11 protein-coding genes and 1 pseudogene are annotated in these 12,243 nt (G+C 59.6%); 7 read left to right on the top strand and 5 right to left on the bottom strand.

Annotated features, from left to right (window positions below; translation table 11 throughout):
- The first annotated feature begins 6 nt into the window (after window positions 1-6).
- Complete coding sequence (locus tag EAG14_RS09870; protein WP_121728733.1) at window positions 7-531, top strand: superoxide dismutase family protein; 525 nt, start codon at window positions 7-9, stop codon at window positions 529-531.
- Window positions 532-681: 150 nt separating this feature from the next.
- Window positions 682-1,296 carry a DUF4124 domain-containing protein gene (locus EAG14_RS09865; protein WP_121728732.1) on the top strand — a complete coding sequence of 205 codons (615 nt, stop codon included), beginning with the start codon at window positions 682-684 and terminating at the stop codon, window positions 1,294-1,296.
- Window positions 1,297-1,357: 61 nt separating this feature from the next.
- On the opposite strand, the gene EAG14_RS09860 is transcribed toward EAG14_RS09865, so the two are convergent.
- Window positions 1,358-1,984: an NTP transferase domain-containing protein gene (locus EAG14_RS09860; protein WP_121728731.1), complete on the bottom strand. Its 627-nt coding sequence runs from the start codon at window positions 1,982-1,984 to the stop codon at window positions 1,358-1,360.
- Window positions 1,985-2,663: 679 nt separating this feature from the next.
- On the opposite strand from EAG14_RS09860, the gene EAG14_RS09855 reads away from it, so the two are divergent.
- From EAG14_RS09855 to EAG14_RS09835, 5 genes and pseudogenes are all read left to right on the top strand, one after another.
- A complete protein-coding gene (locus EAG14_RS09855) occupies window positions 2,664-3,146 on the top strand; it encodes a GreA/GreB family elongation factor (protein ID WP_121728730.1) in 483 nt (160 codons plus the stop codon).
- A gap of 451 nt (window positions 3,147-3,597) precedes the next feature.
- Complete coding sequence (locus EAG14_RS09850) at window positions 3,598-4,026, top strand: hypothetical protein (protein ID WP_121730403.1); 429 nt, start codon at window positions 3,598-3,600, stop codon at window positions 4,024-4,026.
- Window positions 4,027-4,043: 17 nt separating this feature from the next.
- The gene (locus tag EAG14_RS09845) at window positions 4,044-4,253 is read left to right on the top strand and encodes a hypothetical protein (RefSeq protein WP_099658643.1); all 210 of its coding nucleotides are present in this window, start codon (window positions 4,044-4,046) and stop codon (window positions 4,251-4,253) included.
- Between the two features lie 382 nt (window positions 4,254-4,635).
- Window positions 4,636-5,015 (top strand): annotated as a pseudogene (locus EAG14_RS23280) (integrase); the annotation flags it as partial.
- Between the two features lie 61 nt (window positions 5,016-5,076).
- Window positions 5,077-6,215, top strand: a protein-coding gene (locus EAG14_RS09835; protein ID WP_371414366.1) for an IS3 family transposase whose coding sequence is annotated in 2 segments (ribosomal slippage) — window positions 5,077-5,326 and window positions 5,326-6,215 — 1,140 coding nt in all. Because the reading frame shifts where the segments join, the coding sequence is not laid out codon by codon here.
- Window positions 6,216-6,307: 92 nt separating this feature from the next.
- Here EAG14_RS09835 and EAG14_RS09830 read toward each other — a convergent pair.
- From EAG14_RS09830 to EAG14_RS09815, 4 genes are all read right to left on the bottom strand, one after another.
- On the bottom strand, window positions 6,308-6,601 hold the full coding sequence (locus tag EAG14_RS09830; protein WP_240456982.1) for a DUF1398 family protein: 294 nt from the start codon (window positions 6,599-6,601) through the stop codon (window positions 6,308-6,310).
- A 134-nt stretch (window positions 6,602-6,735) separates the two neighbouring features.
- Window positions 6,736-7,206 (bottom strand): MarR family winged helix-turn-helix transcriptional regulator, encoded by a 471-nt coding sequence (locus tag EAG14_RS09825; protein ID WP_121728729.1) that lies wholly within the window; start codon window positions 7,204-7,206, stop codon window positions 6,736-6,738.
- Window positions 7,207-7,356: 150 nt separating this feature from the next.
- A complete protein-coding gene (locus EAG14_RS09820; protein ID WP_121728728.1) occupies window positions 7,357-9,576 on the bottom strand; it encodes a bifunctional diguanylate cyclase/phosphodiesterase in 2,220 nt (739 codons plus the stop codon).
- A 386-nt stretch (window positions 9,577-9,962) separates the two neighbouring features.
- Entirely contained in the window at window positions 9,963-12,236 is a 2,274-nt protein-coding gene (locus EAG14_RS09815) for a xanthine dehydrogenase family protein molybdopterin-binding subunit (protein WP_121728727.1), read from the bottom strand.
- Between the last annotated feature and the right edge of the window lie 7 nt (window positions 12,237-12,243).

The raw sequence follows: 12,243 nt of genomic DNA, 5'->3' as shown, positions 1-12,243 counted from the left end.
CTTGTTATGAACCCTCGCTTTGGCTTTGTTTTGGCCTCGGTGGCCATGGCCGCATTGGCTGGCTGCGCCAGCTATTCCGCAGGCCCCAGCGCCAGCGCCCAGCTGCAAGCCACCAAAGGCAACACCACCACCGGCACCGTGCGCTTTGTGCAAAGTGGCGATGTGGTGAAGGTGAGCGGCGAGATCGCCGGCCTCAAGCCCGGTGCCGAGCACGGCTTCCACATCCATGAAAAAGGCGACTGCAGCAGCGGCGACGGCATGAGCGCAGGCGGCCACTTCAACCCCGGCGGCAAATCGCACGGCCACCATGGCATGGGCGAGCACCACACCGGCGACCTGCCCAGCCTGAAGGCCGACGCCAACGGCGTGGCCAAGTTCAGCTTTGAATCGGGCACCATCCGTGTGGGCAGCACCGACAACAACATCGTCGGCCGCGGCCTCATCGTGCACCGCGACCCCGACGACTACAAAACCCAGCCCACCGGCAACGCCGGGCCCCGGCTGGCCTGTGCGGTGATTGCGGCCCAGTAAACCGCACCCGTCCTGCGCACGACGGCACCCCGCCTCCGCTAGCTCGGCCCCAAGCCGCTGCCCTCTGCAGCGGCTTTTTTATGCGCCAAAGTTCCGTACACGGTCAGCGCACACAGGGGCTCAAACGTTGCACTCGGTACAGGAGGAACCATGAGAACAAGCACACTGATGGGAATCGCCATTTGCGCGGTCATGATCTCGACAGCCCAAGCCCAAGTACATCGCTGCACCAACGCAGCAGGCCAAAGCATCTACACCGATGCTCCTTGCGCCGAAGGGCAAACCAGCAAACTGGTCGAGCGCCAAAAAAGCGCGGCAGAGATTGCACAGGAGCGCGCCAACGCAGACGCCGCGACCGATAGAAAGTACCGAGCACAAGCGGCCGAGCGCGCCCAGCAAGACGCACCGCCCTCCTCCCCCAGTCAAGCCGGCACCCAAACGCCCCTTGCCGCCACACCGGCCTGCAAAAGTGCGCAGAAAGAGATGGAGTTCGTGTCCAGCATTCGAACCCTGTCGCCAGATGAAAAACGCATGCGCACCAATGCCGCCATCACCAATGTGAACGCCGCCTGCGGCACCAACACCCCGCTGATGCAAGAGCCGCCCAAGGTGATTGTGAAAGCCAACCCGGTCATTACCCACTGCGACAGCGGGTTCTGCTACGACGATGCCGGGGCCGTTTACAAAAAGACCAATGCAGATTCCATCACCGCTGGAGATGGCCGCATTTGCACCAAGTCAGCAGGCATCTGGCGTTGCTCCTGAGCCCACTGCGCAGACCGCCGGGGTCTGCTGAATCGTCCCCGCCGGGGCGGCAATGAACGGATCAGCCGAGGCCTTCTTCGGCTGACCTCTGCGCAAACTCACCCCTCGCCAGCCCCCGCTGCGCTGGCAGCGCCTGAGTCTTCGCCCACAACGCCTCAGCCCGCTCCAGCGCCTGCACGGTGTCAATGTCTGTCACCACGCCCTCGTCCTGCACTGGCACAGCCAGCCCGCGCCCCTGCTGCGCCCAGTGCCGCACCACCGGCGCTGCCCCCTTCTCGCCAGACAAAGCCAGCAAGCCCTCCAGGCAATCCCGCCCAAACGCCACCGGGTGCCCCCGCTCACCCGCAAACTCCGGCCACGCCACCACGGCACGCTGATCGAGCAGCACCTGCGCCATGGCCTGCAGCGTGGCGGGCTGCACCAGCGGCAAATCGCCCGGCAACACCAGCCAGCCCACAGCGTTGGCCGCGTGGCGCACTGCGGCGGCAATCGAATCGCCCATGCCCGGGTGCCCCGCATCTTCCACATGCCACGGCAAACCGCTGGCGCGCACGGCATCCAGCGTGTGCTGCAGCACCGGCTTGCCCGCCAGCAAGGACTGCAGCTTGTGCACTGCGCCACCGGAGGCTTTGAAGCGTTCGCCACGGCCGGAGGCGAGGATGAGGACAGTGGGTGGTGTCAATGGCATGGGTGTGGATAGATCGAAATGCTGGGTGCTGAAGCCAGCCGCATCATGGCATCCATGCGTCCTAAGAACCTGTTCAAAGGTTTTATAGAAATTTAAGGCGATTGATAAAGAAAAACAGGGGCCGCCAAAGAATCTGCGGGCTGTGGCCATGTTGACGGCGGCCTCTGCCGCGCTAAACAGCACGACCACGGCAAGCCCGCCGAGGGGCGCAAGGCCCGCGTTCCTGAAACCCGGGCACAAAGTGACCGTGGAGAACAAAGTGCCATCCGCGCGGTTGAGATGAAGTGATTGCAGCGCACGCACCCAAGTCACAAGCTTCGAAATTGATAGCTGCCAGCGCTCATCCAGAAAGCGCTGGCAGCACTTTTCATCAAAGTTTATGGCCTGCAGCGCCCGGAAGAGCTTCGGGCCCATAGCTAAAGTTAAGGATGTCCGGCATACCCCTCGCGAGGCGGTGATAACGCGGGTCGGGATGGGCCACAAGGCGTCTTTTTGCAGCCAATAGCCGTGCTATTGGCAAGAAAAGCAACGCAGTGGACCGCCCGAAGCCGTGCTATCACCGTCCGCAGGGAGTTATGCAGGACATCCTTAACCTGCAGCCCACAGAAGCGTCGAAAGCTGTGGGGCCCTTCACAATCAAGAATTACCGCCCGCTTGTTCGAGATATCTCCCCTTCACCATGGATAAATTTTTGCTTCAACAGCATGTGTTGGCACGGCTCGCCGAGGACCTGCTGCAAGCCGAGCAGGCAACGCGGACGGCTCATGAAACCGCGACTCACGAAGAAAACATCGCCGAAAACAAATACGACACATTGGGACTCGAAGCGGCCTACTTGGCCGCTGGCCAAGCTCGGCGCGCCGAAGCCATCCGCGAGGCAATTGCCACTTGGCGCCAATTCCGCCCCCGCCCCTACGACCCCAGCCAAGGCATACAGCTCGGCGCACTGGTCTGCTTGGTCGATTCCGAGGGAACGCAGCAAAAGCTCTTTCTCGGCCCGGATGGAGGCAGCATGAAGTTGGCCTGCGGCGCTCAGGTCATTCAGGTCGTCAGCAGCCAAGCCCCTCTGGGCAGGGCCATGCTGGGCAAATGCGCAGGTGATGAGGTGTTGCTACAGGTCGCGCCCATCCGACAGCAGTTTGAGGTGGTGCAGGTTGACTAAGGGCGGCTAACAAAACCCAGCGCAGCGGCCTTGGCTAGGCGTTGCGTCGCAGGCTGGTTTCGGACTTTCAGTCGCCCCCATGGGCAGGCAGTTTTCGACCCGAAGCGATCTGCCCCGGTGCCATACGGATCTGCCATGTGCAGTCGTTCAGTTAAAGTCCCGGCCCTTATGGCGGCTAACACCCTCCTGGAGTCGTTGTCCCGTCTTGTCGTACCGCTCGCACTGCCAGCGACGCAACGCCTAGCCTGGGCCGCTTCGCTGGGTTGTGTTTTGGTGCCCTTATAACCTGTTCATCGGGCGCGTTTTGTCCGTTTCGAGCACTTCGCGTCTGAAGGGGCATTGGCTCCCCAGTGGCTCGGTCTGAAAACACAATCTGCGACTTGGGGTGGGATGGCAACCGATGGGACTGATGCGGCTGTGTAAGCTGCCGCTTGAAAAGCAAGGAAAAAATATGCTGTTAACCGATATAGCCGTCGAACACACTTTGGTGTCCAAAAAGGATGGCGTTCGTCAAACTTTCTTGCTGCATCCTTTTACCGATACACAGCGCGATTCACTTGGCAAATTCGAGCTCGTTCGCGACGTCAGCCAGCCCGGACTCAAAGACGTAAAGCGCTCCACCTTCGTATCGTTTCACCAATTGGCGGAGCTGTATGCGAAAGGCCTGCTCGAAGAATTCGGGTTTTCCGTTCGCATGTGTCCGGGCCAAGGTACGTATCCGGCCAAACTTCCAGCCAAAAAGATACTGCCCACCAGCATCAAGCCTGGCTCTTCGTTCGACCTGGCAGTTCAAAAGGTGGATATTGCCAAACCTGCCACTCGCGAATTAAGAACCGCCTTGCTTCGCGCCAACGTCAAAATTGAAGAATCACAACGCTGATTGATATGGGAGCCACTGTGAATCCACCCATTGCCCATGCTGAACTCATCGCCACGTTCAAACGGGCCGAGGCAGATGCCGCTCACAAGTTCGGATTGATCAAAGCTGCTGCGGATAAGGGGCCCAAGGCAATCCAAGCCGCCTCCGAAACAGCTGCAAAGGCAGCAAAACGCAGGGACTCGTATGCAAAAAAGCTGGGCAATCTGGGGGTGAATCTCAAGGATTGAGCGCCGCCAAGCCTACGGCGTGACACCAGCCATCGGAGACTGCTCACAACGGACACTGATCGTCAAAATAACTCTGCAACCTGAAAATAAAACCTGCAATGGAAGTTGCACCGATTGGCATGCCTTCCAAGCGCCGCAGTTGAAGCATCTTCTGTTTTCGGATGGCAAAGGAGTGTGCAGAGATGGATGAGCCGCTTCAGGCTGGTTGCTGTCGCTCAAGACACAACCATTGAACGGCTGGTGTTAGCGAGAGCAGACGGTGAGGAACATCATCAGGCGCTTTGCTGGATAGCAAAAACCGACACAGCTAGCGTGGTCACTCGTGGACAACATCATCTAGAAGGTGCATGGTTTCGCCCCGCCCACTCGATGGGAGACCATCATGGAATCCGTTGCAACTGTCGTTCATCGCGAGCCCTGGAATAAGGGAAAAATCGTTGGTCAGAAGGCTCCCTCAAGCCTAAGGACATCTGGGCGCTGCGAGTACGCCTGCAGATGGAGAACAGGGTTCGCGAGCTTGCACTCTTTAACTTGGGAATTGACAGCAAGCTGCGCGGATGCGACTTGGTCGCCCTGAAGGTCCGCGATGTTTGCCATGGCGATCAAGTCGCATCTCGAGCGACGGTAATGCAGCACAAAACACATCACCCCGTCCAGTTCGAGATAACGGCGACCACCCGTGAAGCGCTTCAGCAATGGATCAAGACCGCCAAGCTGAAATCAGAAGACTTTCTCTTTCCGAGCCGACTCCACAAGTCGCCACTGGACTTCACCCGGTTCAATAGACACCTATCAAGGTCGAAATTGAACTGGAGAGTGAGAAATGAAGAGAGTGCGATACCCGGCTGAGTTCAAGGCAGAAGCCGTCAAACAGGTGACCGAGCGTGGTCATGGGGTAGTGGATGTAGCCAAGCGATTGGGCATGTCGGACAAAAGCCTGTACCTGTGGGTGCGGCTTGCCAAAGAGCAATCGAGCGCAGGGGGGGCAGAGACAAGCCAGCTCAAGGCCGAGGTATCCCGGCTCAAAGCGGAGCTCAAAAGGGCCAATGAGGAGCGCGACATCCTAAAAAAGGCCGCAACGTACTTTGCCAAGCTGTCCGGGTGAAGTACGCATTCATGGCCGAACATAAAGGCCAGTTCCGGCTCAGCAGCATGTGCCGCGTTCTGCGCGTACAGCGCAGTGGCTATTACGCTTGGAAGGCCAATCCAAAGTCCAAACGCGCCTTAGCCGACGATGTCTTGCTGGCAAGCATTCGGCAATCCTTTGACGACAGCCACGGGATTTATGGAAGCCCACGCATCCTGCGGGACTTGCGAGAGGACGGTATGGCGTGCGGTCAAAAACGTGTAGCACGCCTGATGCGCCAGGCCCAACTGCGCTCAGTGCGTGGTTACAAGCGGCCACGCTACCGAGTCGGTCTTCCTGCGACTGCCGCACCGAACCGGTTGCAACGTGAGTTCACGGTCACGCTACCGAACCAAGTGTGGGTCACCGACATTACCTATATCCGAACCCATGAGGGCTGGTTGTACCTAACGGCCGTAATTGACCTGTACTCGCGCATGGTGGTCGGCTGGGCGATGAACTCCAGCATGGCTACAGAGTTGGTGTTGGATGCGCTCACGATGGCAGTGTGGCGCAGGCGCCCAACGGGTCCAGTGATGATCCATTCCGACCAAGGAAGTCAGTTTGGCAGTGACGACTTCGCCCGCTGGTGCAAGGACAACCAATTGGTGCCAAGCATGAGCCGACGTGGAAACTGTTGGGACAACGCGGTAGCAGAGTCCTTCTTCAGCAGCTTGAAGAAGGAGAGAATCAAACGCCATATCTATGCCACCAGGCAAGACGCCAAGTCAGATGTGTTTGACTACATCGAAGGTTTTTACAATCGAATCCGTCGGCACAGTCACCTAGACCAACTGAGTCCGCTGGCATTCGAACAACTTCGAAACGGAAGTTGAAATATGTCTACGAAACCGGGTGAAGTCCAGCCCAGTGAAAAACCAATGTGATCTTTCATGCTCCTTCCATGCTCGGTTGGTGGCGCGCTGGGTTAGTTGGGGAAGCGCTCAATGTGCATTTCACCTCGTCGACCCAGATAAGTAACGTGACGGCCCGCAATCCAGACTGTGTAGCCCACACAGCCTGCGCGCTGCGAGAGCTTCTTGAACTCGGGGTACATCACGCGACCCTGCTGCGCTCCTAAGATCGCGGCCCGAACCGCGTCGCCATCAAACGCATCGGCAATGCCATGCTGCGGGCGCTCGAAACTGAAGTCGGCCGTGGAGCCGTCGGGCAAGTAGTAGGTGGTGCGGCCGCAGCGGTAGTCCACGTGATAGGACTCCACCCCGGCCCCACCAACTGACCAATGACTTGACCAAAGTGGACTGTGCCCTGGTTGGATGCGTCAAAGGTGGCCAGGATAGCGGCGCGAATGCTTTCATTCATGTGCTTCTTTCTGGTTGATGGATGCTTGTGAAATCAGGCAGTTGGAATGTCTTTGAGCTGGTGATGTCGTACCAAGGCCTGCATGGCTTGGGTCAGCGCCAGGCGCTCTGCGGCAGGCAGGTGACCAAAGAAGTGGCCATCATTGGCATCGGCCAGCGCCGCCAGTTGCGGTACCAAGGCCTTTCCCGCTGCTGTGAGACCCAGGTTCTGCTCGCGGGCACGGCCATCGACCAGTTGCCGACCGGCCAGCCCTTTCTCTTCCAGACGAGTCATCACCTTGGACGTTGCCCCCTTGGTTAGACCCAGGGACTGGATCAGTTCGGCGTGCGTGGTTGTATCTTGGGACCACAGCGTACGCAAGGCTACCCATTCGGTGACCGTGACCCCCTTTTCTTCCAGCAGTTGCTGGAAGCGGATGGACACATGGTTGGACACAAAGCGGAGCCAGAAGCCCAGATGGGCTTCTACCGGAGAAGGTGCAGTTTTATATCTTCGAGCGGACATTAGGTTTCCCTGAAAACTATAGATAGTTTAGTTTCCATGAAAACCAGAGTCAATATAGACGCGCAGTGGGTTGAAGACAGGTTTTGTGTTTTGTGTTTGAGGCCACTACCGTGACCAAATAGGCATGTGTGGTTGACCTCTCGCATGCATTCAGCGGCGAGTCGCTAAGCGTGTTAAGCCGAGGCCATAGGCCACTTCAAAGTCAGCGGCAGACATTGGCTTGGCGAACAGGTAGCCTTGCCCTTCGTTGCAGTGTTCGCGGCGCAAGCTTTCAAGTTGTGCTTCCGTCTCGATCCCTTCTGCAATAGCCTCTAGATCAAAGCTGCGGGCCATATCAAGGATGGCACGGACTACCGACGCTTCTCGTTTGGAAGTGAGCATCCCTTGCACAAAGGCGCGATCAATTTTGATGCGTGTGATGGGGTAGCTGGTCAGGAGACTTAACGACGCATAGCCGGTACCGAAGTCGTCAAATGAGAGTCCCACACCAAGGTTGCGCAGGCGGCGCAGCGTATCAAGGACCACTGCATCTTGGTCCAGCACGACATTCTCCGTGACCTCCAGCTCCAAAGCGCTTGGAGGAAGACCGTGGCGCATAAGCGTTTCGCTCACATCTTTGACCAAATCGTTCACGCGAAACTGTGCGCTGAACAAGTTGATGCCCATCCGCAGCATTGGTGCCCCATTGCGCCGCCAGAACGCGGCTTGAGCGCAAGCCTCATCTAAAACCCATGCCCCCACCCTGGCGGCGAGGGGCCCTTCCTCCAACGCGGGAAGGAATGCGGCGGGCGCCAGCAACCCACGTTGCGGGTGTTGCCAGCGAATCAAGGCCTCGGCCCCAGCCAATGAGCCGTCGCGTAAATTCACCTGCGGCTGGTAGAAAAGCACGAACTCGCCTTGATCCACCGCACGATGAAGCTCTATTCCATACAGGTGCCGAGCTACCGCCTGCATGCGCAGTGCCTGCACAAAGATGAAGCTGTGGCCGCGGCCATTGCGCTTGGCCTCATGTAGCGCCAAGTCCGCATTGCCAACCAATTCCAAGGCTTCATGCGCGTGCAAGGGTGCCAGAGCGACCCCACAGCATGCGCTCAGATGCAACTCGTGCTCTTCAACGGTGGTGGCCTGTTGAATGCAATCGAGGACCCGTTGCGCCAACAAGTGGGCAGCCTCCAAAGACTCCACTCCTGGGCAAAGAAGCGCAAACTCATCGCCGCCGAGGCGTGCAGCCATCGGCCCTTGCGAAAGATGAGCCTGATGCAATTCGTGTCCCGCAAACGTCGCAAGCAACTGCGCAACTTTCTGCAGAACTGCATCGGCAATCACCGGACCCAATGTGTCATTCAAGTCTGTGAAGCCATCAAGATCCACGATCAATGCGGCGGCAGGCGAAGGGACCAGCAACACTTCCTGGATGCGTCGATAAAAGCAAGCTCGATTGGCTAAGCCTGTCAATGCATCGATATTGGCCAATCGGCGCAACTCAGCTTCCTCATGCCTTTGCACGGTGAGATCCTTAAGCACGGACTCAAAACGCAAGTGGCCTTGGTGACGCCAGCAAAACAGCGATAAGCCCAGCAGAAACTCTGTGCCATCCTTGCGCAGGCCTCTCACCTCAGTCGGAATGTCAATTCCCTCTAGCGAACCCATCTGCGTCGCGCGCTCCATCCCTTCACGAAGCCGCAGACGCTCTTGTATGGATAGCAAGGACTCCAAAGGCCTGCCAATGCATTCGGACGGGTGGTAGCCATGCAGCAACGCTGCGGCTGTGTTGATCGCAATAATGCTGCCCTGATCGTCAAACCATGCCACAGGGCTTGCGGAACTGCCCGCGTATTCCTCAAACGACGGTCGTGTTCGCTCGGAATAAATTTCGATCCGGTGCAGTTCCAGTCGATCCGAAGCCATGCGCGCAAGCTCATGCAGGCGTTCTTGGTCGTCACTGGTGAAGTCCCGATGAGGCTGGGTATCCAGCACACAAAGTGCCCCCATAGGATGGCCATCAGGGGAAAACAAAGGTACGCCTGCGTAAAAGCGCACACCATTCGACCCAGTCACCAGAGGATTGTCGTGAAATCGTAAATCCTCCAGGGTATCCGGTACCACCATTACTCCGGTTTGCGCAATCGCATGGGCGCAAAACGAAACATCACGGCTCATGTCGACGCCCGCATTCAAGCCGGTGCTGGCGGCAAAAAAAACATGGTCATCACCAATCATGTTGACCGCAGCCATTGGCATGCCGAACATACGGGCCGCAATTCGGACGACCGGATCCAAGCTGGGCAACGTCTTCTTGCTATGCAGGCCGTGGTCGGCCAATGCCTCCAAGCGCTCGGACTCTGCGTTGAGTATGGGCGGACACTTCATGCACGGTGATCCATCAGTACGAAAAGGCCTCAGAACCCTGCCAGACGTCTACCTTGCGCACCAGCGCCACAAAACAGGTTCAGGCAGTCCCCTTGTAAACATAAATCCATGTCGCTGCAACAATAATTTAACATTGTCTACCAACAGTCCGGCGGTCCGGTCCGTCGCAAATTAGGGATAGGTACTGCCGGGTGCCCAAATGGGGAGGCTCGTGCTATCGGCAGGAGAAAAGAAAGTCACCAAGCTTCCCAAGAATCGAAATGGGACGAAAACGGCTTGCCTAAGCAATGCCCAGCACGCCGAACTGAAGCAGCTAGCAGATGGATGGGTCATAAAAAAAGCGCCGGACTTTTTCAAACCCGGCGCTTTCATTTCATCCAACCCGATCAAGCCAACTTGAACGGCAGCTCTCGCGGCGTCTTCCCCGTCAACCGTGCCACCGCATTCGCAAACGCAGGTGCCAACGGTGGCAACCCGGGCTCGCCCATGCCGGTGGGCGGCTCGGCGCTCGGCACGATGTGCACGGCCACCTGGGGCATGTCGGTGATGCGAGGCACGGCGAAATCACCGAAGTTGCTTTGCTCCACCACGCCATCCTTCAGCGTGATGGCGCCGCCGGGCAGGCACATCGACAGGCCCATCAGCGCCCCGCCCTGCACCTGGGCCTCTACGCTCTTGGGGTTGACGGCCAGGTTGCAGTGCACGCCCGCCGTCACGCTGTGCAGCTTGGGCGTGCCGTCTTTGCTGACGGAGGCTTCCACCACGTACGCGACCACGGAGCTGAACGACTCGTGCACCGCTACGCCCCAGGCACGGCCTGCGGCGAGCTTCTTTTTGCCGTAGCCGGACCGGTCTACCGCCAGTTGCAAGGCGGCCTTGTGGCGGGGGTGTTTGTCGCCCATCAGGCGCAGGCGGTAGGCCACGGGGTCCTGCTGGGTGGCGCGGGCCACTTCGTCCAGCAGGGTTTCCATGGCATAGGCGGTGTGGGTGGAGCCCACGCTGCGCCACCACAGCACGGGCACGTTGACCTGCGGGTGGTGCACGGACAGTCGCATGGGGATGTTGTAGGGCTCTTTCATGCCCTCCACCGCGGTGGTATCCACGCCGTTTTTGACCATGAAGGCCTCGAACGGTGAGCCCTTAAGGATGGACTGGCCGACGATGACATGGTCCCACGCCAGGATGTTGCCCTGGGCGTCGAAGCCGATCTCGGCGCGGTGCACGTGCATGGGGCGGTAGTAGCCGCCTTTGATGTCGTCCTCGCGGCTCCACAGGGTGCGCACGGGGGCGGTGATGCCTGCGGTGCGCGCGGCCTTGGCCACGCCGCAGGCTTCCACCACGTAGTCGCTGGTGGGGATGGCGCGGCGGCCAAAGCCGCCACCGGCCATCTGGGTGTGCACCTTCACGTTTTGCGGCTGCAGGCCCAGCACCTTGGCGGCGGCCATGGCGTCCAGGCCGGGCATCTGGGTGCCCATCCACAGGTCGACCTTGTCACCGTCGAGCTTGACGGTGCAGTTCAGCGGCTCCATGGGCGCGTGGGCCAGGTACGGAAAGGTGAACTCGGCGCTGATCTTTTGCGGCGCGTTGGCCAGCGGGGCCACATCGGCGGGGATGGCGATGGTGCCGGTCTGCTTTGCCAGGGTGCGGTATTGGGTGAGCAGCTGGGCGGTGTCGGGCTTTTCAACGCTGGCCGTATCCCATTCCACCTTGAGCGCATCGCGCCCCTGCTTGGCGGGCCAGTAGCCTTCGGCAATCACGGCCACGCCTTCGCCGCCGCGGTCGGTGGGCACGCGCAGCACGGCTTTCACGCCTGCAATGGCTTTGGCGGCGCTGTCGTCCAGCGACTTCAGCTTGGCGCCAAACACCGGTGGGCGGGCCACCACGGCCGTGAGCATGCCGGGCAGACGCACGTCAATGCCGTAGTCCTGCTGGCCGCTGGATTTGGCCTTGGCATCGAGCCGGCCCGTGGGCTTGCCGATGATGCGGAACTGCTTGGGGTCTTTGAGGGTAACTTTCTCGGGCACGGGCTGCTGCATGGCGGCCTCGGCCAGCGCACCGTAGGCCAGCTTTTTGCCGCCGGGGCCCACCACAAAGCCTGCGTTGGTGCGCAGGGCCGATGCGTCTACACCCCACTGCGCGGCAGCGGCAGACACCAGCATGGCGCGGGTGCGTGCCCCCAGCTCGCGATACTGGGTGTACGAGTTTTTCAGAGAGTTGGAGCCGCCCGTGAGGTGCATGCCAAAGGCGGGGTCGGCATAGGCGGGGTTGGCGTCACCGTGCACGCTGCGCACCTTGGCCCAGTCGGCGTCCAGCTCTTCGGCCAGGATCATGGGCAGGCCGGTTTGCACGCCCTGGCCAAAGTCCAGGCGGTTGATGGTGACGGTAACGGTGCCATCGATGTCGATGCGCACAAAGGCCGAAGGCTGCTCAAAAGGCTTGAGCCCGGCAGGTGCTGCGCCTGCGCCCTGTGCGGTAGCGACCAACGGGTAGGCCCCCAGCGCAAAGCCGGATGCGGCTGCGGCCTTGAGGAAGGTGCGGCGCGCCACGCCTTCGGGGGCTGCGGCGCTTGCTTCTGTATTGATAGCGCCTTGCGCTTGATCCATAAGCGCTACCAAGCCTTTTGGCATGTGTGCGCGTGCTGTTTGAGCGTCGAAATGCATGGTGTTC

The sequence above is a fragment of the Acidovorax sp. 1608163 genome, assembly GCF_003669015.1.
GTDB lineage: Bacteria > Pseudomonadota > Gammaproteobacteria > Burkholderiales > Burkholderiaceae_C > Acidovorax.
The sequence above is the reverse complement of the archived record's forward strand: the minus strand, read 5'-3'. Positions and strand labels throughout refer to the sequence as shown.

Excerpts from the sequence above, each read along its gene's own strand:
- EAG14_RS09825 (WP_121728729.1), bottom strand. The coding sequence starts at position 7,206 with ATGTCCGCTCGAAGATATAAAACTGCACCTTCTCCGGTAGAAGCCCAT.
- EAG14_RS09860 (WP_121728731.1), bottom strand. The coding sequence starts at position 1,984 with ATGCCATTGACACCACCCACTGTCCTCATCCTCGCCTCCGGCCGTGGC.
- EAG14_RS09870 (WP_121728733.1), top strand. The coding sequence starts at position 7 with ATGAACCCTCGCTTTGGCTTTGTTTTGGCCTCGGTGGCCATGGCCGCA.
- EAG14_RS09855 (WP_121728730.1), top strand. The coding sequence starts at position 2,664 with ATGGATAAATTTTTGCTTCAACAGCATGTGTTGGCACGGCTCGCCGAG.
- EAG14_RS09820 (WP_121728728.1), bottom strand. The coding sequence starts at position 9,576 with ATGAAGTGTCCGCCCATACTCAACGCAGAGTCCGAGCGCTTGGAGGCA.
- EAG14_RS09865 (WP_121728732.1), top strand. The coding sequence starts at position 682 with ATGAGAACAAGCACACTGATGGGAATCGCCATTTGCGCGGTCATGATC.
- EAG14_RS09850 (WP_121730403.1), top strand. The coding sequence starts at position 3,598 with ATGCTGTTAACCGATATAGCCGTCGAACACACTTTGGTGTCCAAAAAG.
- EAG14_RS09815 (WP_121728727.1), bottom strand. The coding sequence starts at position 12,236 with ATGCATTTCGACGCTCAAACAGCACGCGCACACATGCCAAAAGGCTTG.